A 24,392-nucleotide genomic window follows, 5' to 3' on the forward strand; every position below is an offset into this window, starting at 1 on the left:
ACCAAGCTCGGGCTGATCTCGTTCCTGAAGGAACATCGACGCCTACACTACGCTTCATGAACCGCCGTATACGGAACCGTACGTACGGTGGTGTGGGGGGAGGGCCTAAAATGCCCTCCTACCCGATCAAAACCCCGAGAGGCTATCCAGCCTTTCGGGGTTTTTCTTTATCAAACGTCCAGATTGGCAACGCTCAGTGCATTTTCCTGGATGAATTCGCGGCGCGGTTCCACCTCGTCGCCCATAAGGCGCGTGAAGAGTGAATCGGCGTCGGTCGCATCCGTCACCTTGACCTGCAGCAGCGAACGCACATTCGGATCGAGCGTGGTTTCCCAAAGCTGCTCGGCGTTCATTTCGCCCAGGCCTTTATATCGCTGCAGGGTCAGGCCCTTGCGGCCTGTCGCAAAGATCGCATCGAGCAGGCCCATCGGGCCGGAAAGTGTCTCCACCTTGTCCTTGCGGCGCAGCACCGGTGGCTCGGCAAAGACTTCCGACAGGCGTGCAGCCACGCGGTCGATCTGGCGGGCATCGGCAGAACCGAGCAGCGCCATGTCGAGAATGGCAACATCTTTCACGCCGCGCACCATGCGCTCGAAGCGATAGCCACCATCTTCGGTCACATATGCTTCCCAGCCACGCTCGGTTTCTTCCGAGATCATGTCGAGACGCTTTGCAACAATATCGGCAGAACGCTGTGCGGTTGCATTGTCTTTCGAGGCATCCGGGTTCAGCAGCCCTGCGATGGCAGCCTGTTCCACCACGCGACGATCATAGCGCGTGTGAAGACCGGCCAGAAGCTGACGTATGGTGCGAGCATCTTCCACCACTGAACGCAGGTCCGGCCCTGCGCGAACTTCGCCGCTTGCCATCTCCAGCGTGGCTTCTTCAAGACCCGTTTCGATGAGGAAGTCTTCGAAGGCGGCCTCGTTCTTGATGTATTGCGAGGATTTGCCGCGCGACACCTTATAGAGCGGCGGCTGCGCGATATAGATATGGCCGCGCTCGATCAGTTCCGGCATTTGGCGGAAGAAGAAGGTCAGCAGCAATGTACGGATATGCGCGCCATCGACGTCAGCATCGGTCATGATGATGATCTTGTGATAGCGCAGCTTGTCCGGGTTGAAGCCGTGCGTTTCATCCTTGCCGATCGATGTGCCGAGCGCAGTAATCAGCGTGCCGACCTGGTCGGACGAGATCATGCGATCGAAGCGGACGCGTTCTACGTTCAGGATCTTGCCGCGCAGCGGCAGGATGGCCTGGTTCTGGCGCGAACGACCGCTCTTGGCGGAGCCACCTGCCGAGTCACCCTCGACGATGAAGATTTCAGACTTGGCTGGATCGCGCTCCTGACAGTCGGCAAGCTTGCCGGGTAGGGACGTCACGCTGAGATTGCTCTTTCGGGTGATATCGCGGGCCTTGCGGGCAGCTTCACGGGCAGCGGCGGCCTGAATGACCTTTTCGACCACGATCTTGCCGCCAGCCGGATGTTCTTCAAGCCACGTCGAAAGCGCTTCGTTGACGAGGCTTTCCACAACAGGGCGAACTTCCGAGGAAACCAGCTTGTCCTTGGTCTGCGACGAGAACTTCGGATCGGGAACCTTGACCGAAAGAACGGCGGTCAGGCCTTCGCGGCAGTCATCGCCGGTAAGCGTCACCTTTTCCTTCTTGGTCATGCCCGATGCATCGGCATAGCCCGTCACCTGACGGGTCAGCGCGCCGCGGAAACCGGCCAGATGCGTGCCGCCGTCGCGCTGCGGGATGTTGTTGGTGAAGCACAGCACCTTCTCGTGGTAGGAATCGTTCCACCACATGGCGACTTCAACCGTCATTCCGTCTTTTTCACTGCGGATATAGATCGGCTCTTCCAGAAGCGATTTCTTGCTCTGGTCGATATATTTCACGAACTCCACAAGCCCGCCATCATAGTGCAGTTCATGCTCAACCACATCCGCATGGCGGCGGTCGGTGAGCTTGATGCGCACACCGGAATTGAGGAAGGCGAGTTCGCGCAGGCGGCGCTCCAGCGTGTCGAAATCGAATTCGACCATGCTGAAGGTATCAGGCGAGGGCAGGAAACTCACTTCCGTACCCGTCTCCGCACCGGCATCACCGGTTACCACGAGCGGGGCATCGGCCACGCCGTGGGTAAAGCTCATCTCATGGATCTTGCCAGCGCGGCGAATCTTCAATTTCAGCCAGATCGACAGCGCGTTCACCACCGATACGCCGACGCCATGCAGGCCACCGGAAACCTTGTAGGAATTCTGGTCGAACTTGCCGCCAGCGTGGAGCTGGGTCATGATGACTTCGGCCGCCGAAACGCCTTCTTCCTTATGGATGTCGGTCGGGATGCCGCGACCGTTATCGGTCACGGTACAGGAACCGTCCGGGTTGAGGGCGACGGTGACAAGCGTGGCATGTCCTGCCAGCGCTTCGTCGATTGCATTGTCCACGACCTCGTAGACCATATGATGCAGGCCGGAGCCGTCATCCGTGTCACCGATATACATGCCGGGACGCTTGCGAACAGCATCCAGACCTTTCAGGACACGAATGGAATCCGCGCCATATTCGGCGGGGGCTTCGGAATTCATCTCGGGCATCTCGCTCATGAAAATCTTTCGAAAAACGCGCTGCGAATGCAGCTTCAAAGATATGTCGAATCACGCGACAAACATGGCTTTAATATAGGTGCTAAAGGCTTTTTTTCCAAATTCTGGCGGTAAATTTGCCGGGGATTCCGGCAGTCTGTCCGTATCAGGGCGATATGGGCGCCGCATGGCTTCTGGAACCGCCACAATTGACGCTTATATCCAGTTTGACGGGCGCGCTCCGGACCTGTTCTATGACGAAAGGAACGCTTGATGGAAATTGTGAACGCCATGAGCGAAAGACCGGGTCCATTCGTGCCGCCTGCACCGCGCCCGCGCGAAAAGCCGGTCGGGCGCTTCGAGATGATGCGTGTCGTCTACAAAAACCCGCTCGAGCTATGGGGCGAGCCATCCTACAATGAACGGTGGATTTCTGTCAGTTGGTTCGGCCTCAAGACGATCATCGCCAACGATCCCGGATTGATCCGCCATGTGCTGGTGGATAATGCCGCCAATTATCCGATGTCCGCCATCCGCCAGCGCGTGCTGCGTCCGCTGCTGCGCGACGGTCTCCTGACGGCTGAGGGGCAGGTGTGGAAGCGCTCGCGTAAAGCCATGGCTCCGGTCTTCACGCCGCGCCACATTGGTGGTTTTGCGGAAGCGATGCGCGACCGTTCACGCCTGTTCGTGGAGCGCTATAAGACCAGCGGCATGATCACAGATGTCGCCCATGACATGACGCTCCTGACCTATGATATTCTGGCCGAGACGCTGTTCTCGGGAGAGATCGCGGGCGATCCAAATGATTTCGCACACCAAATCGACAAGCTGTTCGAGACCATGGGACGGGTCGATCCGTTCGACCTTCTGGGACTGCCCGACTGGTTGCCGCGCCTCACGCGGTTGCGCGGACAGCAATCGCTGGGTTTCTTCCGGGCGCTTGTCTCGGACACGATTGCCATGCGCAAGGCGCGTATGGACAAGGGCGAGGCGGTGCCGAGCGACTTCCTGACGCTGCTTCTGCGCGCCGAAGGCCCGGAGGGGCTTAGCCGTTCCGAGATCGAAGACAACATCATCACCTTCATTGGTGCCGGTCACGAGACGACCGCCCGCGCGCTTGGCTGGACGCTCTATCTGCTCGCGAAGGCGCCGCAAGAGCGCGACCGTATTGAACTGGAAATCGATAGCTTTTTTGCAAAAGGTGGACGAGATCTGCCGCCGCAGGAATGGCTGGCCTCGCTGCCCTTCACGCGCGCGGCTTTTGAAGAGGCGATGCGGCTTTATCCGCCTGCGCCATCGATCAATCGCGAGGCGGCGACTGATGATAAGTATGACGATCTGACAATCCCGAAGGGCGCGACCGTGCTGGTCATGCCATGGGTCATTCATCGCCATAGGCTCTACTGGGACCAGCCGGACGCTTTCATGCCCGAACGTTTCTGGCCCGAAAACCGCGACAAGCTCGACCGCTTTCAGTATCTACCCTTCGGCGCAGGTCCACGTGTCTGCATCGGCGCGAGTTTTGCCTTGCAGGAGGCTGTGATTGCGCTGGCGACGCTGCTCGACGGTCATCGCTTCGACGTGCTGGAGACAACAAAGCCGTGGCCGGTGCAAAAGCTCACCACGCAGCCGCAAGGCGGTTTGCCGATGAAGGTGATTAAGCGATAGCAAAAAGCCCGGCCAAGCCGGGCTTTCGTTGTTGTTAGAGGCGCGCCGCATGCCAGCGCAGATGGTCATCCATGAATGTCGAAATGAAGAAATAGGAATGATCATAGCCCTCGCGCATATTGAGCGTGAGTGGAATACCAGCCTTCTTGCAGGCTTCTTCCAGCAGCCACGGGCGCAGGCCGTCATTCAGGAAACCGTCTGCGGTGCCCTGATCGACAAGAAACGCCGGAAACTTGTAGCCATCCTCGATCAGCAGTGACGCATCATAGGGACGCCATGCGCGCTCTTCGGCCCCGAGATATTTTTCCAGTGCTGGCGTCGACCATCCGGCGGTCGACGGCTGCACGATGGGTGCGAAAGCCGAGGCCGATTTGAACCGGTCGGGATTTTTCAGCGCAATCGTCAGCGCCCCATGGCCGCCCATGGAATGGCCGGTAATGGCCTGCCGCGCCATATCGAGCGGAAATTCAGCCGCAACCAGATCGGTCAGTTCCTGCGTGATATAGCTGTACATCTGGTAGTTCTTGGCGAAAGGCTCCTGCGTTGCATCGACATAAAAGCCTGCACCCTTGCCGAACTGCCAGTTATCCGGCTCATCCGGTACGTCATCACCGCGTGGGCTCGTATCGGGGCAAATAACGGCAATTCCCAGTTCTGCGGCCAATTGCCGATATTCGCCTTTGTCCATCACGTTTTGATGTGTGCAGGTCAGTCCGGACAGGTACCAGAGCACTGGCACCGGTCCGTTTGCAGCCTGTGGCGGCAGGAAGACGGCAAAGGTCATGTCGCACTGGGTGGTTTCGCTTTTGTGCCGATAGACGCCTTGCGTTCCGCCAAAGCACTTCGCAGTCGAAATCGTTTCCAGGGTCGTTGTCATAAGAATTCCAGTTCCTGATTTGGCGCAGATTGGGCAACATCAGCTGCCGAGCGCTACGGCGGCATTGACCGCTGCCGCGACGAGAATGGTGTTGAAGAAATAGGATACCACGCTGTGCATCAGCGTCAGCCGCCGCATGGTGGTGGTGGTGACGCTCGTATCCGATGTTTGCGCGGTCATGCCGATGACATAGGCGTAATAGGCGAAGTCCCAACCCGATGGTTCCGGCGTGCCGGGAAAGTCGAAGCCGCCGCGATAGCGGCTGGCATGGCTGCTGTCGTCGCCAGCCGGATCACGGGGCTGCCAATAGGCATGGGCGTAGTGAATGGCCGTCAGCATGTGAATGGTTGCCCAGCCGAGCGGCACCGATGCAAGCGTGGTCACCAGCGTGAAACTGTCGGCCTGCGGGTGCCTGTTGACCACGATGAACAGCGACACAACCGCCACGATGACAGTTGCGAAAGTCACCAGAAAGATGATCCATGCCGGCTCATCGGTGCTGGCCGCGTGCTTTTTGAGAAATGCCGCCGTGAGCTTCGGCATGACTGTCAAAGTGAGCGCCAGATAAAGCACGAAGAATGTGTTTGCGCCAATGACCGGCGCAAGCGGGCTTTTCAGAAGCCAGGAGACGATAAAGGCTGCCGCGCCGCCGATAGCCGCAAGATAGAAGGACATATGGCGGCGCAGCAGGAACATTAGTTGCTCTTTCTTTGCCGTTGCAGCCGCATGTCCACATGCGGGATGCCGTCTTCCAGATATTCGTCCGAAATCGCTTCGAAACCAAACGAGCCATAGAATTTCTGCAAATGACTCTGGCCACCCAGTTCGATGGCGATGCCGGGAAAGCGCTCTTCCGAAAAAGCAATTGCTTCCTGCATCAGCCTTCGGCCGAGCTGGTAGCCCCGGTAATCCGGGGCCACGACCACACGTCCGATCTTGGCGGGTTTGCCTTCGCTTTCCGGCGGCAGAACCCGCAATGCTGCTGCGAGTTCGTCGCCATCAAGAATGCGCAGGTGGTAAGCGCCAATGTCCTTGCCGTCGATTTCCGGATAGGGGCATTCCTGCTCCACCACAAAAATATCCACGCGCAATTTCAGCAGCGCATAAAGTGCGCGCGGGGTAAAATCGTCCAGCTCGTCCCAGCGGGATATCAGCGTCTTTTCGCTCATCAGTAAACAATCACCGAACGGATCGACTTGCCTTCATGCATCAGGTCGAAAGCCGTGTTGATTTCATCCAGCGGCATGGTGTGGGTGATCAGATCGTCAATGTTGATCTTGCCGTCCATATACCAGTCGACAATCTTCGGCACGTCGGTGCGACCGCGCGCGCCACCGAAGGCGGTGCCTTTCCAGACGCGGCCCGTGACCAGCTGGAACGGACGCGTGGCGATTTCCTTGCCTGCTTCGGCAACGCCGATGATGATGGATTCACCCCAGCCGCGATGGCAGCATTCCAGCGCCTGACGCATGACATCGGTGTTGCCGGTGGCGTCGAAGGAATAGTCTGCGCCGCCGTCGGTCAGGTCCTGAATGGCCTGCACCACCTTGTCATTACCGATCTCGCGCGGGTTGATGAAATCGGTCATGCCGAATTTCTTGGCCATCTCGACCTTGGCCGGATTGATATCCACGCCGATGATCTTGTCAGCGCCGACCATGCGTGCGCCCTGAATGACATTGAGGCCGATGCCGCCGAGGCCAAACACCACGACATTAGAACCCGGACGAACCTTTGCCGTGTAGATCACTGCGCCGATGCCAGTGGTGACGCCGCAGCCGATATAGCAGATCTTGTCGAATGGCGCGTCTTCACGCACCTTGGCGACCGCGATTTCCGGCAGAACGGTGAAGTTCGAGAAGGTCGAGCAGCCCATATAATGGAACACTTCGCCGCCATCGCAGGAGAAGCGCGTGGTCTTGTCGGGCATCAGGCCCTGGCCCTGGGTCGCGCGGATCGAGGTGCAAAGGTTCGAGCGCTGCGACAGGCATGTTTTGCACTGGCGGCATTCCGGCGTGTAGAGCGGGATCACATGATCGCCCGGCTTGACGGAGGTGACGCCTGCGCCGACTTCGCGCACGATGCCTGCACCTTCATGGCCGAGAATGGCCGGGAACTTGCCTTCGGAATCAAGACCCGACAGCGTATAGGCGTCAGTGTGGCAGACGCCGGTTGCCATGATTTCGACCAGCACTTCGCCAGCCCGTGGTCCGCCAATTTCGACGGTTTCGATGGTGAGAGGCTTCTTTGCCTCCCAGGCAACGGCTGCACGTGATTTCATGACGATGTTCCCTTCCAGTTGAACAGTAGAGCATTTCCAGCAAAAGTGCGAAACGGCTTTTGCATAGGGAAATACGTAAAAACAAACACTTGGCGCTCTATTTCAGATAGGTGCGCAAAATTTGCATGATTTGATCGATCTCGGCATCCGGGTCTGTTGCGACATCCCGCACGATGGTCTCACGCGCTTGCCCGAATGTCTCGCGGAAGTGACTTTCCAGAACTTCCGCCATCAAGCCATTGGCCGCGCCGCGCAAAGCTGCAATCTGCTGCAGCAACGCTGCACATTCCGTGCCCGCTTCCACGGCGCGTTCGAGCGCTTCCGCCTGTCCACGGATGCGGCGAAGGCGCGTCAGCGCACGCTTTTTGTCTTCCGGTGAATGCGGCATGAAACCTCTCGATCTTGCGGGAAACTATATACTATGGGGGAGTATGTCAATCGCCCCTGAATTGGCTTTTGCAAGAATGGTTTTCTCTGCAATTGGCACTGCCCGGATTTTAAGCCTCAAGCCTGAGATGCAGCAGCGGATAAGGGCGTCCCTGATCATCGGTCTCCGAGCGACCTGTCTCGACAAAGCCCAGATGGCGATAAAAGCCCACGCCTTGCGTGTTCTGCTCGTTCACATCGACGGTCAGCGCGCCGCGTTGTTTGGCGTGCGCAATCATATATTTGCCAATGCCCTTGCCGCGCTGGTCGGGCGAAATGAACAAACTGTCGATATTGTTGTCGGTCATTCCCATGAAGCCGACAGGTTTGCCGCCGTTTTCAATGACATCGACTTCCACATTCGGCAGATATTGCTCACCGACCAGCTTTTCGAGTTCCTTGAAATCGTCGGGGCTCAGAAAGTCATGCGTGGCGCGCACGCTGGCTCGCCAGATTTCGGTGAGGACCGGGGCATCAGCCGGAATGGATTTTCGGATATGGATCATCTCTGTTCCTTGTGTGATAAGCACTGAACTGACGCATTATCTTACGGAAATTCATTTGACGAGCCTGCCCGATCTTCCCGTTACACGCATTCTACCGCAATTGGATGAGGCGATGAACGCCCATGCAAGCGCGGTGCTTGTTGCGCCGCCGGGCGCGGGCAAGACGACGCTGGTGCCGATCCATATGCTGGATGCGCAGTGGCGCGGCGATGGGCGCGGCGATGGCATGATCGTGCTTCTGGAGCCGAGGCGTCTTGCCGCCCGCGCTGCCGCGCGCCGCATGGCGCAGCTTCTGGGCGAGGAGCCGGGCGAAACGGTTGGTTACCGGATGCGTCTGGAAAGCAAGGTGTCGAGCAGGACGAAAATCCTCGTCGTCACCGAGGGTGTCTTTGCGCGGATGATCCTTGACGATCCCGACCTCAAGGGCGTGGCGGCAGTGCTGTTCGACGAGTTTCACAAGCGCAGCCTCGATGCGGATTTCGGGCTGGCGCTGGCGCTTGATGTACAGGCTGCCTTGCGCGACGATCTGAAAATTCTGGTCATGTCCGCAACGCTCGACGGTGCGCGTGTGGCAGCCCTTCTGGGCGACGCGCCGGTGATCGAAAGCGAGGGCCGGGCTTTCCCCGTCGATATTCGTTATCGGGAACGGAAAGCCGACGAGCGCGTGGAAGACGCCATGGCGCGCAGCATTCGCGATGCGCTGGCCGACGAGACGGGCAGTATTCTGGCATTCCTGCCAGGGCAGGGCGAGATCGAGCGCACGGTGCGCCTTCTGGAAGATCGTGTGCCAGCCCATGTGATGCTTGCGCCGCTTTACGGCGCGATGGAAGGTCGCGCTCAGGACGCGGCGATCAAGCCTGCACCGGAAGGCAAGCGCAAGGTGGTTCTGGCGACCTCGATTGCCGAAACCTCCATCACGATTGACGGCGTGCGCGTAGTGATCGACAGCGGGCTTGCCCGTCTGCCGAAATATGAACCGGCCACCGGCCTGACGCGGCTGGAAACCGTGCGCACATCCCGCGCCAGCGCCGATCAGCGGGCGGGTCGCGCCGGGCGAACGGAGCCGGGTATCGCCATTCGTCTTTGGCATCAGGGGCAGACGGCATCACTGCCAGCTTTTTCGCCGCCCGAGATTCTGGAGGCCGATCTGTCTGGCCTCGTGCTCGACAGTGCCGCATGGGGCGTGACCGATCCGGCAACGCTGAGCTTTCTCGACGCGCCGCCGAAACCGGCGCTGAACGAAGCCCGCACCTTGTTGCGGCGGCTCGGCGCTCTGGACGAGGCCGGGCGTCTGACCCCCGACGGCGAAGCCATGCGTCAGCTCGCCTTGCCCGCACGTCTTGCCCATATGGTGGCTGAGGCGGGCAAGCGCGGTGAAGCCTCAAAGGCTGCCGAGCTGGCTGTGCTTTTGACGGAGCGTGGGCTTGGCGGCAACGAAACCGATCTCGACACGCGTTTTTCGCGCTTTCGCAATGATCGTTCGGACCGCGCCCAAAGGGCAAAGGGGCTGGCAAGGCGTCTTGCGGCCAATGTGCCCAATCAGGGTGCGCCCGCAGGATCAGGGATCGGTCGCATGTTGATCGACGCCTATCCCGACCGGATCGCCAGAGCGCGTGGCCAGACCGGGCAGTTTCTGTTGGCCAATGGTCGTGGCGGGGAGGTGGATAGCGCGATAAGCCTCAGCCGCGCGCCCTGGCTGGTCGTGGCGGATATGTCGGGCAAGGCAGGACGCGCGCGGGTTCTTTCGGCTGCCGAAGTATCGGAGGCGGAAATCCGGTCTGCCCTTGGCGACCGGATCGAGAGCGGACGTCAGGTTGTCTACGATCCTGAAAAGAACGCGCTCAGGGCGCGTGAAGCCGTGCGCATCGGCGCTATCGCCCTTTCGGAAAAGCCGCTGTCCGCACCATCGGGAAGTTCAGCCGACGAGGGCGTGATTGCCGCCGTGCGCGAGCATGGGCTTGGTATTCTGCCCTGGGGTAAGGAAGCCGATATTCTGCGCCGCCGTCTTGGCTGGCTTTATCGCGGGCTTGGCGATCCATGGCCATCCATGGAAGACGAGCATTTGCTGGAGACATTGGAAGACTGGCTGCTGCCCTTCCTGACCGGCGAAGCGCAGCTCGACCGCATTCCCGGCCATGTGTTGAAAAACGGCCTGATGAGCCTTGTGCCCTTCGATCTCCAGCGCAGCGTGGATCAACTTGCGCCGACGCATTTCACCGTGCCGACCGGCTCGCATATTCCGATCCGCTACGATGCCGAAGAGCCGGTGCTCGCGGTGCGCGTGCAGGAACTGTTCGGTCTGGGCCAGCATCCGTCCATCGCCAATGGCAAGGTACCATTGTTGCTGGAACTCCTGTCGCCAGCCCATCGCCCGATCCAGATCACCCGCGATCTGCCGGGTTTCTGGAAAGGATCATGGGCTGATGTCCGGTCCGACATGCGTGGGCGCTATCCCAAACATGTCTGGCCGGAAGATCCGGCAAATGCGGAGGCGACTCGTCGCGCCAAGCCGCGCGGAACCTGAGATATTGGGTTCTGAGGGCCTGCAAATGATGCTCTTCTGCGCTTCCGGTGCTCATCTATCCAAAAGTGAATTCCTCTCCGGTTCTCGAAGCCACCATTTTCGGCATGTCATAATCAAAATCGCAACAGGTCCCACCACGGCGCCCTGCGACCGGATAACGCAGTTTCGCTTGCTTTGTGGTCCGGGCTTGCCTCATAAGAGGCCCTGACGAGGGACCTTATGCACGCAGAATTCGAGAATCGCGCTTCCAATCTTTCGCGCCGCCCGCGCCTGACCACATTGATACGGGTGCGCTGGCTGGCCATTGCCGGGCAGACAGCCGCCGTCATGTTGGTGGCGCTCTATTTACAGTTTCCTTTTGCCGTTGGCATCTGCTTTGCGCTGATCGCCTGTTCGGCCTGGCTGAACCTTTATCTGGCCTTCCGTTTCCCGACCAACCATCGGCTCAATCCGGCGGCGGCAAGCCTGGTTCTGGCGTTCGACGTTCTGCAATTGGCGGGGCTTCTCTATCTCACCGGCGGCCTGCAGAACCCTTTCATCATTTTGATGATCGTGCCCGTCATCATCTCGGCGACGTCACTGTCGGCCCGCCATACGCTGGTGCTCGCCCTGCTGGTCGTGGCCTGTACTTCGGTGCTCACTATCAGGCATGAGCCGCTGCCGTGGTATCCAGGTGAAACGCTGGACCTGCCATTCCTCTTCGTGATCGGTATCTGGTGCGCCATTATTTCGGCACTCGGGTTCACCGGCGTTTACGCCTATCGCATCGCCGAAGAAGCGCGGCAGCTCGGCGATGCATTGAGCGCTGCCGAACTTATTCTCCAGCGCGAACAACATCTGTCGGCGCTGGATGGGCTGGCTGCAGCAGCGGCCCACGAGCTGGGCACGCCGCTGGCAACGATTGCACTGGTGGTGAAGGAAATGCAGCGCGCCCACACCACCGATCCAGCCCTTGCCGAAGATATAGCCTTGCTTCATTCCCAGACCCAGCGCTGCCGGGAAATTCTCCAGCGGCTGACCAGTCTTTCGTCGGAAGGCGAGGAACACATGTCGCGCCTGCCGCTCTCCTCGCTTATCGAGGAGGTCATAGCGCCGCACCGCAACTTCGGCATCGCTATAGACGTACAAAAGATGGAAGGCCCAAAGCCCGAACCTGTCACCCGACGCAATCCTGGCCTGCTGTATGGCCTCGGCAATCTCGTGGAAAATGCAGTCGATTTTGCGCGAGGTACAGTCAACGTTACCTGGGGCTGGACGGACGGCAATGTGAGTGTGACCATTCAGGATGACGGTGAAGGATTTAAACCGGAAATCCTCGACCGTATCGGCGAGCCTTATATGACCAGCCGCGACAATACGCGGAACGGCGGTGGCCTTGGCCTCGGCCTGTTCATTGCAAAAACCCTGCTGGAACGCTCGGGCGCGCATATCACCTTTCGCAATCGTAACAATCCAGGGCAGGGCGCAGAGGTAAAAGTGGTCTGGCCGCGTTCCGCATTTATATCCAGCTGAAGAAGGACGCCATATGACGATCCCGCTTGAGATCCAAAGGGCGACGGAGGAGTTCGACAAGTTTCTCCATATGGCTCGGGACGAGGCAGGACTCGCCACGCGCAATCAGGCCTATACGATGGTGGAGGCTGTTCTGCTCACCTTCCGTCACCGGTTGGACGTCGATCAGGCGATTCGCTTTGCCGCGATATTGCCGCCAGTTCTTCGCGCCATTTTTGTAGCAAACTGGGATATCGTCGAAGCGAAACGGCCATTTCAGAACCGCCAGGCTTTGACCCGCGAAGTGCAGTCTCTGCGTAAAGATCACAATTTCGCAACGGATTCAGCTATTTACGACGTTGCAAAGACGCTGCGTGTACATATCGATCAAGTGGAGCTGGATGATTTTCTGGCGGGACTTTCCGATGAGGCACGGGAATACTGGTCCGTCTGAAGCAGATTTACGCGCAGCCGCACGATTTTCCTATCAAATCCTTGTGTTCACAGCTCGAAATATTCTGAAAATACAATGGCTTGGATTGTTTCGATGTGCGAGCGAATGCTGAAATTGCTTCAACAATTCAATGGCTATTTGACTTTTTGACGCAGGGGTATCAATAAGGAAAGAAAAATACAGGCAGGAAGCACCCGATGGACGACTTGAAGCAGGAAGACACCGAAGCCATAGGCAACGATCCGACCCTCCTTCTGGTTGATGACGACAAGCCCTTCTTGCAGCGCCTTGCCCGCGCCATGGAGAGCCGGGGTTTTCAGGTGACGACTGCGGAATCGGTTGAGGAAGGCATCGCCGCCGCCAAGGCCGCTGCCCCGGCCTATGCGGTCGTGGATATGCGGCTCGGTGACGGCAACGGTCTCGATATCATCGAGGCTATTCGTTCGCGCCGTGCCGATACGCGCGCAATCGTCCTCACCGGGTACGGCAATATCGCAACGGCTGTGAATGCTGTTAAGCTTGGCGCTATCGACTATCTGTCGAAGCCTGCGGATGCAGATGAGGTCTTCGCTGCATTGACCCGTCGTCCCGGCGAAAAGGTTGCACCGCCGGAAAACCCGATGTCTGCCGACCGGGTTCGCTGGGAACACATCCAGCGCGTCTATGAAATGTGCGAACGCAATGTCTCCGAGACCGCACGTCGTCTCAACATGCATCGCCGTACATTGCAGCGCATTCTGGCAAAGCGCGCTCCGCGTTAAGTCAGGCTGCTAAGTCAATCTATCTCGGTCTCGGGCACATCGAGACCGGCAAGTTCGGCGATTGTCAGGCGGGCGGCACCCGCTCGCGCAAAGCGTAACATCAATGCCTTTCGCGTTGCGCCCGTTAATTTATGTTCCGGCGCATCACACATAATCTCCGCTCCATATCCATCAGAGAGAATGAAGCCGCATTCCTGCGGAAATATCTCGCGTGGCACCGCCGGATGCGTAGCGAAGAACAGCCGGTCGCAATAAGAGCGGTATTCTGGCCATTTGTGGTCCGCCTTCCAGTCCTCAATCGATGATTTGATCTCCACGATCCAGATTTCACCCTTGCGGCTGACCGCGATCAGGTCCGCTCGCCTGCCGGATGCCAGTGGCAGTTCAGGTAATGTGGCAAGCCCCATTTCCAGAAAAAGGCGCTGCACACCACGCCGTACAAGCATGGCGTTTTCCGACTGTCGACCGTCGGAAAGTGGGTGGGTCTGGTTGGGAATCACGATTGGCATGGCGTAGTTTGTGCGTGGATTCAGATCAAAACAATCGGAAAACTGGGACGAACCGTACGAAAACTGCGGCAAGTTGGCAAAACGTGGCCAAAAAATGTCTTATTTAAGGAATTTTCAATTTACGGTTAACGCCTGGTTAACAATACTACCGCATCTTCGACAAGAATGAGCGATTCGCTTCTATCTCCGGCCCATCGTGGTCCCATTGACGGAATGAACCAATCTGGGGGAATGCATGAATTCTCGCGTCCTAAAATTGACGACGGCTCTTTTTCTGGCAGGCGCATTGGCAGGCTGCTCGACCGCAGGCGGCACTTTCTACACCGCTTCCTATTCTTCGGTCAGTGACGCCGGCTATGTCGTCCCGGCCATCCCAAGCGAAAAGATCCAGGCGCAATATCGCCGTCAGATCGTCAAATATCCGACCGACGAAGCCCCTGGTACGATCATCGTCGATACGCGCGAAAAGTTCCTCTATCTCATCATGCCGGAAGGCAAGGCCATGCGTTACGGCATCGGTGTCGGCCGTGAAGGATTTGAATGGTCCGGTACGGCGCGCGTCGCCATGAAGCGGGAATGGCCGACCTGGACGCCGCCTTCCGCTATGATCAAGCGCCAGCCGGAACTGGCAAAGTATCGCAACGGCATGGACCCCGGCCTGCGCAATCCGCTCGGCGCGCGCGCCTTATATCTCTATAACAAGGGTGGTGACACGGGCTATCGTCTGCACGGAACGCCGGAATGGTGGTCCATCGGCAAGGCCATGTCTTCTGGCTGCATCCGCCTCATGAATCAGGACATCATGGATCTTTACGACCGCACCGAACAAGGTGCAAAGGTCGTCGTGAAGCAGTAAGTCCGATGATGACAGATATGAAAAAGGCCGCTTCAAGCGGCCTTTTTCTTTATAAATCTGGGTGAAATCAGATCTGTTCGACCTGCTGTACTTCCGGCACGAAATGGCGCAGAAGGTTCTGGATGCCGTGCTTCAAAGTTGCCGTCGATGAGGGGCAGCCGGAGCAGGCGCCCTTCATGTTCAGGAATACGGTGCCGTTCTCGAAGCCGCGGAAGGTGATGTCGCCACCATCCTGTGCAACTGCCGGACGAACGCGGGTTTCAATCAGTTCCTTGATGATTTCAACGGTTTCGGCATCGGCCTCATCGAAGAATTCTTCGTCGCCATGTGCGGCAGCAGCGTCAGCATTGCTGTTGCCAGCCATTGCTGGGGCACCCGACATGAAATGTTCCATGATCGTGCCGAGAATGGCGGGCTTCAGGTGCTGCCACTCGCCGTCGTCCTTGGTGACGGTAATAAAATCGTAGCCGAAGAAAACACCGGTCACGCCCGGAACCGAAAAAAGCTTGGCTGCAAGCGGCGATGTGTTGCCAGCGGTGGACGGATCGCGGAAATCGGCGGTACCTTCCGGCATCACGACCTTGCCGGGAAGAAACTTCAGGGTCGCCGGGTTGGGCGTGGTTTCAGTCTGGATGAACATGCCAGTTGTCCCGCTTTCAGATTTTGGAACGATTCTCGTAAGCGCAGATCCACATGGACGCAAGTGCTGTCCCGATGCTGCGCGTATCAGTTATCATCAATATAGGGTGATTAGGTCACCGCATCAATGTCATCGTCGCTCATACCTGCCGGAATGACTGTAACTGGGATAGGAAACTGGGAGCGACTGGCAAGCGATTGCACGAGAGGGCCGGGGCCTTCCTTGCCTGAACCGGCAGCCAGAACCAGAATGGCGATGTCCTGATCTTCTTCGATGAGGCTAATCAATTCCGAGGCGGTTTCGCCCTCACGGATGTTGATTTCCGGCTCGATGCCCTGGGCTGCACGCACAGTTGCGGCGAATTTTTCCAGCGCTGCGCGAGCACGATCCTGCGCTTCGGAACGCATGATTTCGCCGACACCCAGAATTTGCTGGAAATCAGAGTCATCAATCACGAAAAGCAGGATGAGGGAGCCGCCCGTATTTTTTGCACGGCGCGCGGCATAGGCAACGGCGCGCCCGCATTCGGGCGTCTCATCGATGACAGCAAGAAACTTGCGGCGGTGACCGGCTTCCCGGCTAAGTCGTTTTGATACCATGGCCGCAATTTGCCATCGGGATTGGCCGTCTGCAAGCTGACATTTAGTGGGCACTTGAGGATCGGATGATGTTTTTCAAACTGAAACAAGCGGCAGCAAAAAGCCGCCGCCTGTTGGATAATTGAGAAATCTAGTTCTGCAGCCAGCCCACGATGTCGCGAACATGACGCATAGTTTGTTCTGCAATCACGCCCGCACGCTCGCCACCATCGCGCAGAACGCTGTCGATATGGGCAGGATCGGCAACCAGGCGGCGCATCTCATGAGTGATCGGCGAAAGCTTGGCTACGGCCAGATCGGCGAGCGATGCCTTGAATTCGGAGAACTGGCGACCGCCGAATTCGTTGAGCACATCTTCCTTCGACTGGGAGGAAAGTGCTGCATAAATACCAACCAGATTATCCGCTTCCGGACGACCGGTGAGACCATCGAGCTCGGTAGGCAGACCATCCGAGTCGGTCTTTGCCTTGCGGATTTTCTTGGTGATGGTCTCTTCGTCGTCGATCAGATTGATGCGTGACAGATCAGACGGATCGGACTTCGACATTTTCTTGGTGCCGTCGCGCAGCGACATGATGCGCATGGCTGGACCGGAAATCATCGGTTCCGTCATCGGGAAGAAGCCGGAAACCTGCTCGTCACCAACCTGCATATCCACACCCACGCCGAGCGAAGCGATGCGATCCGAATAGTCATTATTGAATTTCTGAGCGATATCGCGGGTCAACTCCAGATGCTGCTTCTGGTCCTCACCCACTGGCACTGCGGTTGCGCGGTAAAGCAGGATGTCGGCGGCCATCAGGCTCGGATAAGCAAAAAGGCCGAGCGAAGCATTTTCGCGGTCCTTGCCTGCCTTGTCCTTGAACTGGGTCATGCGGCTCATCCAGCCGATGCGCGCAATGCAGTTGAACACCCATGCCAGCTCCGCGTGCTGCATGACACGGCTCTGGTTGAAGACGATGCTTCTCTTCGGGTCAATGCCAGCAGCAAGGAAAGCTGCGGTGACTTCACGGGTCGATTGCATAAGTTCGGCCGGATCGGGCGCAATGGTCAGCGCGTGCATGTCCACGACGCAATAGATGCATTCCTGCGTCTCCTGAACCTCGACCCACCGCTTGATCGCCCCAAGGTAATTGCCAAGGTGAAGATTTCCGGTCGGTTGGACGCCGGAGAAGACAAGCGGTTTGAACGTGCTCATGATCGTTTCCTGAAAAAGTTAGCCCCGCCGGTGGAGAGCGGGGATTTTGAATGCTGGTCTTTTCGCAGAGACGCAGCCGCCTTTCAAGCGTGAATTATTGCTCCCTTTCAGGGACTTTCTTTGCTGCACCACGCTTGATGTTGCGGCGGATCATTCCTGTATTGGCGCCGCCAAGACCGAAGGCCAAGCCGAAATAGACCACCATTGCTGCAACGACGATAGCGGTAACGGTTCCCGCCCGCACGACAAGCGGCGCTGCGGAGGAAAGCTCGTGGGCAAAATAGCCGATGGCATATTGGATGCCGACAGCCATGATCCCGGCAGCGACGAGGAGGCGCGGAATACGTGTGAGCAGTGGAATATCCTGTCCCCAATGGCCGCGCTTCACCAGTGTCGCAAATAGTAGGATGGTATTGACCCAGCCCGCAATGATTTCCGCCGTGGCGATACCGGTCGGACCGAAATGCGGGAAAAGCGTGATGGCAAGCGAGACGTTCACCGCCACCGAAATGGCAGCGAAGATCATCGGCGTGCGTGTATCCTCGCGGGCGAAAAAGCCGGGAATAAACGCCTTGATCAGCACGAAAGCGGGCAGGCCAAGGCCGTAGATAGCCAGAATATTGGAAACGACGAGCGTGGAATCCGGGCTAAACTTGCCACGTTCGAACAAAAGCCTGACGATGGGTTCCGACATGACCAGAAGAGCGGCAGCGGCTGGCAACGTCAGAAACAGGGTGAACTCGACCGAGCGGTTTTGCAGGTTCGACGCTTCCTTCATATGACCACCACGCAGCGCGCGTGACAGTTCCGGCAGAAGCACGGTCGCGACCGCGATGCCGACGACGCCGAGCGGAAGCTGATAGATGCGGTCCGCATAGACGAGCGATGACACCGCACCTTCCATGCCCGATGCGATATTGGTGTTGATGAGAAGGTTGATCTGCGTGATACCGCCGGTGATGGCGGCAGGAAGCGCCAGCACCAGAAGCCGTTTGACATTCGATGTCAGGCGCGGACGGCGGAAGCCGATCTTGATGCCTGCGTTGCGCACGGCAACCCAAACGATAGCAAGCTGTACAAGACCGGCGGCCATGACGCCCCAGGAAAGGCCGTAGCCGACCGAAAGCGCGTCATAGCCACGCCACCATGCGAAAGCCAGCACCCCGATCAGAATGATATTGAGGAACACCGGCGCAATAGCCGCCGCGAAATAGCGGTGCAGCGAATTGAGCATCCCCCCCATCATCGCCGCCAGCGACATGCAGGCGAGATAGGGGAACATGATGGTTGCCAGACGCACCGTATTGTCGAATTTCACCGGATCGTCAGTGAAGCCCGGTGCGATCACCGTACGCACGATGAAGGGCATGGAAAGTTCCATCACAATGGTCAGGAACAGAAGCACGGTGAAGAGAACGCCGAAGACTTCTTCGGAAAAACGGCGCGCGCCGTCCATGCCGTTCTTTTCGATTTCCTTGGCAAAAAGCGGTACGAAAGCTGAATTGAACGCGCCTTCGGCAAAGAGCCTGCGAAAGGTGTTCGGGAAACGGAAAGCGGCATTGAAGGCGTCAGCTACCGGGCCGGTGCCGAGTGCTGCGGCCATGAACATCTCGCGCGTGAAGCCGAAAATGCGGCTCATCAGCGTTCCGGACGCGACCGTGGCGAACTTTTTGACCAAACTCATTTACTGAAAAACCTATGCTGCGGCCTGCGACGAGCGGCCGTTTGTCTTATTGCCAGTATCTCCGCTCAGAACACCAAGCAGCTTGCGCCTGATATTGCCCTGGCGGGTGGCGTTTGAAATCTTGTGACCCACAAGGTCAGTCACGTAAAAACTGTCGATCACCTTCTCGCCGAAGGTGGTGATATGAGCCGATGCAATATCCAGCGAAAGGTCGGAAATAAGGCCGGTCAGTTCTGAAAGCAAACCGGGCCGGTCCAGACCTTCCACCTCGATGACGGTAAACTTGTTGGAGAGCGTGTTGTTGATCTCGACACGCGGCTCTACCTTGAAAGCCTTGGCAGCTTTCTTCGGTTTTGTACGCCTGGCGAGCACGTCGGGCAGATGGGCCTTGCCGGACAATACATCCTCGATGACCTTGCCGACACGTTCAGCACGGCGACGTTCGTCATCGTCAGTATCGAACTCGCGGCTTATGAGGATGGTATCAAGTGCGCGCCCGTCACCAGTGGTGAAAATCTGCGCGTCGACGATGTTGGCGCCAGCCGCTGCACAGGCACCGGTGATGATCGACAACAGGCGTGGATGGTCGGGCGCCAGCACCGTAATTTCTGTAACTGCCTCGAAAGTATGCGGCTTGGCCATGGTGGCTAGCGCCCGCTCTTCGCGATCAGCTTCGCGAATGAAATGGGCATGCCGGACCTGATCCTCGAGACTGACGGTCAGAAAATAGTTGGTGTAGTGAAGTGCCAGATAGGCATCGCGCTTGTCCTTCGGCCAATCGGAAAGCCGTTCGGCAAGCGCTTCTCGCGCCTGATGGTCGCGGTCGGCACGCGACAATTCCGAAAAGCCGCCGGTCAGGACCAGTTCGGTTTCGTAGAAGAGCGTGCGCAGAAGCTGGCCCTTCCAGCCATTCCATACGCCGGGACCGACCGCCTTGATGTCGCAGACGGTCAGGATCAGGAGAAGCTTCAACCGCTCCATGGTCTGCACTGTGTCTGCGAAGTCGATGATGGTTTTGCGATCATTGAGATCACGCGACTGTGCCACCATGCTCATGGTGAGATGCTCGCGCACAAGCCATTCGACGGTTTCCGTTTCGGTAGGGGTAAGACCCAGCCGTGGTCCCAGCCTGCGGGCGATGCGCGCGCCAGCGACGGAATGATCTTCCGGGCGGCCCTTGGCGATGTCGTGCAAGAGCAGCGCCACATAAAGCAGGTTGCGGTCGCGCTTGATCGTGGTGATCAGATGGTTGGAAAGCGGATGCTCGTTTTCCAGCTCGCCATGTTCGATTTCCGACAGAACGGCAATGCAGCGCAGCAGATGCTCGTCTACCGTATAGTGGTGATACATGTTGAACTGCATCATGGCGACGATCTTGCCGAAGTCCGGAATGAATTTTCCGAGCACACCGGATTCGTTCATGCGGCGCAGAATGAGTTCGGGGTTGCGCGGCGAAGTCAGGATTTCGAGGAAAAGCTTGTTGGCTTCGGGATTTTCACGCAGATCGGAATTGATGAGTTTCAGCGAGCGGGTGAGGCTCTGCATCGCTTCGGGGTGAAATTCCAGCCCGTGCTTGTCGGCCAGATGGAAGAGACGGAGGATATTGACCGGGTCTTCCTTGAAAACCTCTGGACGTGCGATGTTGATGCGGTGATTTTCCGAAACGAAATCGCCATCGGCGGAAAGCTTGCGCTTGCGTCGCGAGAACGTAAGGAAGATGCGGTTGAAGCCTGGAACATGCTTGGCCTGCTGTTCTTCCAGTGCAGCACAGATGATGCGGGTGAGATCGCCCACATCCTTTGCCACGAGGAAGTAGTGCTTCATGAAGCGTTCGACATAATTCTGGCCGGGATGCGCCGTATAGCCAAGGCGTTGGGCGATTTCCGGCTGGATGTCGAAGGAAAGGCGCTCTTCTGCCTTCAGCGTCGCGAAGTGCATGTGGCACCGCACCGCCCAGAGAAAATCTTCCGCCTTGTTGAACAGCTTCAGCTCGGCTCGTGACAGAACACCGAGCTTGACCAGCTCTTCCTTGGTTTTGACGCGGTAAAAGTATTTGGTGATCCAGAACAGCGTATGCAGGTCGCGCTGGCCGCCCTTTCCTTCCTTGACGTTAGGCTCAACCAGATAGCGGGTTTCGCCTGCCTTGCGGTGGCGCTGGTCGCGCTCGGCAAGCTTGGCCTGGATGAATTCCGGGCCGGTATCCTTGACGATTTCCTCGTCGAAGCGGGTAACAAGCGTTCTGAAGAGCTCGCGATTGCCGGTTAGAAACCGCGCATCGAGAATTGCCGTGCGTATCGTCATGTCTTCGCGCGAAAGCCGGATGCATTCATCGATGTTGCGCGTGGAATGACCGACTTTCAGCCCCATGTCCCACAGCATGTAGAGCGTATATTCGACAACCTGCTCGCCCCAGGGGGTCTGCTTGTAGGGCAGCAGAAACAGAAGATCGATATCCGACCCCGGCGCCAGTCCGCCGCGCCCGTAACCGCCGACAGCGACGATAGCCATGTTCTCGGCCTTCGACGGGTTGACCATCGGATAGGCTTTGGTGGTGGCGAATTCGAACAGCGCCTCGATCAGCGTATCCATGAGAAAGGACAGACGTTTGGCGCAGAGCGTGCCGCCGCCATCCTTCATCAGCATGCCTTCCGCATTGGCGCGACCGCGCACCAGCGCGTCCTTCAGAGCCTGAAGAACCACTTTTCGCACGGTAGGACTGGTGTAGCTTTCGTCCGTGGAATCCGCCAGTTCATTGAGCTTGCGGTGTAGCGTCTCGGGATTGACGATCTCTTCCAGCTTAAGGTCGTGTGCGCTCATGCGGCATGTAGATCCGGTTTGCGGAGAAAAGGATAGTGGACGATGGCTATCCTATAGCCGCTTTTATGGATGATGAATATCCAAAAGCAAAGGCCGGGGAAACCCGGCCTTTGTATTACTCTTCGCGGTTCTTTCAGTTCGTCGCGTTATAGGCGGTAATTGCCGCCATATTGACGATGTCGGAATCCTTCGCGCCGATGGTGACGATCTGTGCTGGCTTGTCGAGACCGACGAGCAACGGACCTATGACGGTCGCTCCACCCAGTTCCTGCAACATGTCGGCGGCAATCGAGGCCGAATGATTGTCCGGCGTGACGATGACATTGGCCGGACCCGACAGGCGGATGAACGGATATTGTTCCATCAGCTTCGGGTTCAGCGCCACATCGGCACTCATTTCGCCGTCGAATTCGAAATCGACATGACGCGTTGCCAGAATGCGGACGGCTTCCTGAATGCGCGCGGAACGCTCACCGCCCATATGGCCGAAAGTCGAGAAGGCAGTCAGCGCGACACGCGGTACATAGCCCATGCGGCGCGCCATGCCAGCAGCTTCGACCGCAATATCGGCAAGTTCTGCTGCGGTAGGCATTTCATGAACGGCGGTATCGGCGATGAACACCGTGCGCCCGCGGCAAAGTGCGATGGAAACACCGACCATGCGATGGCCGGGCTTGGAATCGATCACACGACGCACGTCGTCCAGACCCGTCGCATAATTACGGGTCACGCCCGTCACCATGCCGTCGGCATCGCCAAGCGCCACCATGCAGGCCGCAAAATGATTGCGGTCATTATTGATGAGACGGTGGCAATCGCGTGTCAGATAGCCTTTGCGTTGCAGTTTCTCGTAGAGATAGTCGGCATAGGCGGCATTGCGGCTCGACAGACGTGCATTGATGATTTCGATGCCCGGGCGGTCGAGATCGAGACCGGCAGCTTTCGCTGTATCCTTTACCCGTTCCTCGCGGCCGACCAGAATAGCGGTGCCGAGACCCTGATTGACGTAGGAAACGGCGGCACGCATCACCTGTTCTTCTTCACCTTCGGCAAAGACGATGCGCTTTGGCTGACGGCGGACACGTTCATAGATGCCGCGCAGCGTGGAAGCGATCGGATCGCGACGCGCCGACAATTCGCGCTTGTAGCCTTCTATGTCGGCAATGGCGCGCCCGGCAACGCCGGTTTCCATCGCCGCCTTGGCGACCGCAGCCGAGACGGACGCAAGCAGGCGCGGATCGAACGGCACCGGAATGATGTAGCTCGAGCCGAAACGCGGACGACTGCCCTGATAGGCGGCAACCACATCGTCCGGCACATCCTCACGGGCAAGTTCAGCCAGCGCGTTGACGGCAGCGATCTTCATCGCGTCGTTGATGGTGGTTGCACGAACGTCGAGTGCGCCACGGAAGATGTAGGGGAAGCCAAGGACATTGTTGACCTGGTTCGGATAATCCGAACGACCGGTGGCGACGATGGCATCGTCACGGATGCGTGCCACTTCTTCGGGCGTGACTTCCGGGTCGGGATTGGCCATGGCGAAGATGATCGGGTTCGGTGCCATGGAACGGACCATGTCTTCGGTGAACGCGCCTTTGGCCGAAAGGCCGAACACGACATCCGCACCGTTCATGGCATCTGCGAGCGACCGCTTGTCGGTTTTCACCGCATGGGCGGATTTCCATTGGTTCATGCCCTCTTCGCGACCCTGATAGACGACGCCTTTGGTGTCGCACAGGATGACGTTTTCCGAGGCAAAACCCATCGCCTTGATGAGTTCGATACAGGCAATACCCGCCGAACCTGCGCCATTGCAGACGAGCTTCGTCGTCTTCATGTCGCGACCGGTCAGATGCAGCGCATTGATGAGGCCGGCAGCAGCGATGATAGCCGTTCCGTGCTGGTCGTCGTGGAAAACCGGAATGTCCATCAATTCGCGCAGGCGCTGCTCGATGATGAAGCAGTCGGGCGCCTTGATATCTTCCAGATTGATGCCGCCGAAAGACGGTCCGAGATAGCGTACCGCATTGATGAAGGCATCGATGTCGGTCGTATCGATCTCAAGATCGATGGAATCGACATCGGCAAAGCGCTTGAACAGAACAGCCTTGCCTTCCATCACCGGCTTTGATGCGAGCGCACCCAGATTGCCGAGTCCGAGAATGGCGGTGCCGTTCGAGATGACGGCGACCAGATTGCCCTTGGCCGTATAGTCATAGGCGCGGGCGGCGTCTTCGGCGATTGCCTTTACCGGCACGGCAACGCCCGGAGAATAGGCGAGCGACAGATCGCGCTGCGTGGTCATGGGCTTGGTGGGGTTGATCTCCAGCTTACCCGGGCGGCCCTGCGCGTGAAAGTCTAGCGCTTCCTTCTCACTGGCTGTGGGTGCGCGTTCTGATGTGTTGCCCTTCGGCGTCGAGGCTGGCATGTTCCCTCCGGTTTCATCTGCGGGAGAACCTCGATAGCGCCAGTCACGCATCGTGTAAACAGTGCTTCGAGGAATAGATATT

20 protein-coding genes are annotated in these 24,392 nt (G+C 58.1%); 6 read left to right on the forward strand and 14 right to left on the reverse strand.

All coding sequences use genetic code 11. The annotated features are described in order from the left end of the window. Positions 1-170: 170 nt before the first annotated feature. Positions 171-2,612, reverse strand: a complete 2,442-nt coding sequence (gyrB, locus tag F9K91_RS04105; RefSeq protein WP_151555541.1) for a DNA topoisomerase (ATP-hydrolyzing) subunit B — start codon at positions 2,610-2,612, stop codon at positions 171-173. A gap of 270 nt (positions 2,613-2,882) precedes the next feature. Between gyrB and F9K91_RS04110 the strand changes: the two genes are divergently transcribed. Beyond that, a complete protein-coding gene (locus F9K91_RS04110; protein WP_151555540.1) occupies positions 2,883-4,259 on the forward strand; it encodes a cytochrome P450 in 1,377 nt (458 codons plus the stop codon). A gap of 34 nt (positions 4,260-4,293) precedes the next feature. Here F9K91_RS04110 and fghA read toward each other — a convergent pair whose 3' ends face one another. The 6 genes from fghA to F9K91_RS04140 form a co-directional block, all read right to left on the reverse strand. Beyond that, complete coding sequence (gene fghA / locus F9K91_RS04115; RefSeq protein WP_151677399.1) at positions 4,294-5,124, reverse strand: S-formylglutathione hydrolase; 831 nt, start codon at positions 5,122-5,124, stop codon at positions 4,294-4,296. Positions 5,125-5,175: 51 nt separating this feature from the next. Next, positions 5,176-5,832: a DUF1345 domain-containing protein gene (locus F9K91_RS04120; RefSeq protein WP_078339662.1), complete on the reverse strand. Its 657-nt coding sequence runs from the start codon at positions 5,830-5,832 to the stop codon at positions 5,176-5,178. Next, positions 5,832-6,305, reverse strand: coding sequence for a GNAT family N-acetyltransferase (locus F9K91_RS04125; protein WP_151677274.1), 474 nt, complete (start codon positions 6,303-6,305; stop codon positions 5,832-5,834). The genes F9K91_RS04120 and F9K91_RS04125 overlap by 1 nt, the downstream gene beginning before the upstream one ends. After that, positions 6,305-7,417, reverse strand: coding sequence for an S-(hydroxymethyl)glutathione dehydrogenase/class III alcohol dehydrogenase (locus tag F9K91_RS04130; RefSeq protein ID WP_109368161.1), 1,113 nt, complete (start codon positions 7,415-7,417; stop codon positions 6,305-6,307). The genes F9K91_RS04125 and F9K91_RS04130 overlap by 1 nt, the downstream gene beginning before the upstream one ends. A gap of 97 nt (positions 7,418-7,514) precedes the next feature. Next, complete coding sequence (locus tag F9K91_RS04135) at positions 7,515-7,805, reverse strand: metal/formaldehyde-sensitive transcriptional repressor (RefSeq protein ID WP_078339659.1); 291 nt, start codon at positions 7,803-7,805, stop codon at positions 7,515-7,517. A gap of 109 nt (positions 7,806-7,914) precedes the next feature. After that, positions 7,915-8,349: an acetyltransferase gene (locus tag F9K91_RS04140; protein ID WP_151677275.1), complete on the reverse strand. Its 435-nt coding sequence runs from the start codon at positions 8,347-8,349 to the stop codon at positions 7,915-7,917. Between the two features lie 55 nt (positions 8,350-8,404). Between F9K91_RS04140 and hrpB the strand changes: the two genes are divergently transcribed. The 4 genes from hrpB (at position 8,405) to regA (ending at position 13,579) form a co-directional block, all read left to right on the forward strand. Next, positions 8,405-10,873, forward strand: a complete 2,469-nt coding sequence (gene hrpB / locus F9K91_RS04145; RefSeq protein WP_151677276.1) for an ATP-dependent helicase HrpB — start codon at positions 8,405-8,407, stop codon at positions 10,871-10,873. 219 nt (positions 10,874-11,092) lie between these two features. Continuing rightward, a complete protein-coding gene (locus F9K91_RS04150) occupies positions 11,093-12,385 on the forward strand; it encodes an ActS/PrrB/RegB family redox-sensitive histidine kinase (RefSeq protein ID WP_151653801.1) in 1,293 nt (430 codons plus the stop codon). A 13-nt stretch (positions 12,386-12,398) separates the two neighbouring features. Continuing rightward, a complete protein-coding gene (locus F9K91_RS04155; RefSeq protein ID WP_151555533.1) occupies positions 12,399-12,818 on the forward strand; it encodes a DUF2267 domain-containing protein in 420 nt (139 codons plus the stop codon). A gap of 197 nt (positions 12,819-13,015) precedes the next feature. Beyond that, complete coding sequence (gene regA / locus F9K91_RS04165; RefSeq protein WP_006465866.1) at positions 13,016-13,579, forward strand: global response regulator transcription factor RegA; 564 nt, start codon at positions 13,016-13,018, stop codon at positions 13,577-13,579. 14 nt (positions 13,580-13,593) lie between these two features. Here the strand turns inward: regA and F9K91_RS04170 are convergent, their stop codons facing one another. Continuing rightward, the gene (locus tag F9K91_RS04170; RefSeq protein ID WP_151677277.1) at positions 13,594-14,088 is read right to left on the reverse strand and encodes an MmcB family DNA repair protein; all 495 of its coding nucleotides are present in this window, start codon (positions 14,086-14,088) and stop codon (positions 13,594-13,596) included. A gap of 235 nt (positions 14,089-14,323) precedes the next feature. Between F9K91_RS04170 and F9K91_RS04175 the strand changes: the two genes are divergently transcribed. Then, positions 14,324-14,944: a L,D-transpeptidase gene (locus tag F9K91_RS04175; RefSeq protein ID WP_151555531.1), complete on the forward strand. Its 621-nt coding sequence runs from the start codon at positions 14,324-14,326 to the stop codon at positions 14,942-14,944. Between the two features lie 67 nt (positions 14,945-15,011). On the opposite strand, the gene F9K91_RS04180 is transcribed toward F9K91_RS04175, so the two are convergent. From F9K91_RS04180 to F9K91_RS04205, 6 genes are all read right to left on the reverse strand, one after another. Next, positions 15,012-15,584, reverse strand: coding sequence for a NifU family protein (locus tag F9K91_RS04180; protein WP_006470913.1), 573 nt, complete (start codon positions 15,582-15,584; stop codon positions 15,012-15,014). 110 nt (positions 15,585-15,694) lie between these two features. Next, positions 15,695-16,183, reverse strand: a complete 489-nt coding sequence (locus F9K91_RS04185; RefSeq protein WP_151555530.1) for a universal stress protein — start codon at positions 16,181-16,183, stop codon at positions 15,695-15,697. 130 nt (positions 16,184-16,313) lie between these two features. Next, the gene (gene trpS, locus F9K91_RS04190) at positions 16,314-17,381 is read right to left on the reverse strand and encodes a tryptophan--tRNA ligase (protein ID WP_151555529.1); all 1,068 of its coding nucleotides are present in this window, start codon (positions 17,379-17,381) and stop codon (positions 16,314-16,316) included. A 94-nt stretch (positions 17,382-17,475) separates the two neighbouring features. Continuing rightward, positions 17,476-19,065 (reverse strand): murein biosynthesis integral membrane protein MurJ, encoded by a 1,590-nt coding sequence (murJ, locus tag F9K91_RS04195; RefSeq protein WP_151677278.1) that lies wholly within the window; start codon positions 19,063-19,065, stop codon positions 17,476-17,478. Positions 19,066-19,077: 12 nt separating this feature from the next. After that, complete coding sequence (locus tag F9K91_RS04200; protein WP_151555527.1) at positions 19,078-21,882, reverse strand: [protein-PII] uridylyltransferase; 2,805 nt, start codon at positions 21,880-21,882, stop codon at positions 19,078-19,080. A 133-nt stretch (positions 21,883-22,015) separates the two neighbouring features. Next, positions 22,016-24,310 (reverse strand): NADP-dependent malic enzyme, encoded by a 2,295-nt coding sequence (locus F9K91_RS04205; protein WP_151555526.1) that lies wholly within the window; start codon positions 24,308-24,310, stop codon positions 22,016-22,018. Positions 24,311-24,392: the final 82 nt, after the last annotated feature.

This window comes from Brucella tritici (genome assembly GCF_008932295.1).
GTDB classification, from domain to species: domain Bacteria; phylum Pseudomonadota; class Alphaproteobacteria; order Rhizobiales; family Rhizobiaceae; genus Brucella; species Brucella tritici.

Coding starts and splice junctions, on each gene's coding strand:
- F9K91_RS04130 (WP_109368161.1), bottom strand. CDS start 7,417: ATGAAATCACGTGCAGCCGTTGCCTGGGAGGCAAAGAAGCCTCTCACC.
- F9K91_RS04150 (WP_151653801.1), top strand. CDS start 11,093: ATGCACGCAGAATTCGAGAATCGCGCTTCCAATCTTTCGCGCCGCCCG.
- gyrB (WP_151555541.1), bottom strand. CDS start 2,612: ATGAGCGAGATGCCCGAGATGAATTCCGAAGCCCCCGCCGAATATGGC.
- F9K91_RS04175 (WP_151555531.1), top strand. CDS start 14,324: ATGAATTCTCGCGTCCTAAAATTGACGACGGCTCTTTTTCTGGCAGGC.
- F9K91_RS04125 (WP_151677274.1), bottom strand. CDS start 6,305: ATGAGCGAAAAGACGCTGATATCCCGCTGGGACGAGCTGGACGATTTT.
- murJ (WP_151677278.1), bottom strand. CDS start 19,065: ATGAGTTTGGTCAAAAAGTTCGCCACGGTCGCGTCCGGAACGCTGATG.
- F9K91_RS04200 (WP_151555527.1), bottom strand. CDS start 21,882: ATGAGCGCACACGACCTTAAGCTGGAAGAGATCGTCAATCCCGAGACG.
- F9K91_RS04170 (WP_151677277.1), bottom strand. CDS start 14,088: ATGCCAATCGTGATTCCCAACCAGACCCACCCACTTTCCGACGGTCGA.
- F9K91_RS04120 (WP_078339662.1), bottom strand. CDS start 5,832: ATGTTCCTGCTGCGCCGCCATATGTCCTTCTATCTTGCGGCTATCGGC.
- F9K91_RS04185 (WP_151555530.1), bottom strand. CDS start 16,183: ATGGTATCAAAACGACTTAGCCGGGAAGCCGGTCACCGCCGCAAGTTT.
- trpS (WP_151555529.1), bottom strand. CDS start 17,381: ATGAGCACGTTCAAACCGCTTGTCTTCTCCGGCGTCCAACCGACCGGA.
- F9K91_RS04155 (WP_151555533.1), top strand. CDS start 12,399: ATGACGATCCCGCTTGAGATCCAAAGGGCGACGGAGGAGTTCGACAAG.
- F9K91_RS04180 (WP_006470913.1), bottom strand. CDS start 15,584: ATGTTCATCCAGACTGAAACCACGCCCAACCCGGCGACCCTGAAGTTT.
- regA (WP_006465866.1), top strand. CDS start 13,016: ATGGACGACTTGAAGCAGGAAGACACCGAAGCCATAGGCAACGATCCG.
- F9K91_RS04110 (WP_151555540.1), top strand. CDS start 2,883: ATGAGCGAAAGACCGGGTCCATTCGTGCCGCCTGCACCGCGCCCGCGC.
- F9K91_RS04205 (WP_151555526.1), bottom strand. CDS start 24,310: ATGCCAGCCTCGACGCCGAAGGGCAACACATCAGAACGCGCACCCACA.
- F9K91_RS04140 (WP_151677275.1), bottom strand. CDS start 8,349: ATGATCCATATCCGAAAATCCATTCCGGCTGATGCCCCGGTCCTCACC.
- F9K91_RS04135 (WP_078339659.1), bottom strand. CDS start 7,805: ATGCCGCATTCACCGGAAGACAAAAAGCGTGCGCTGACGCGCCTTCGC.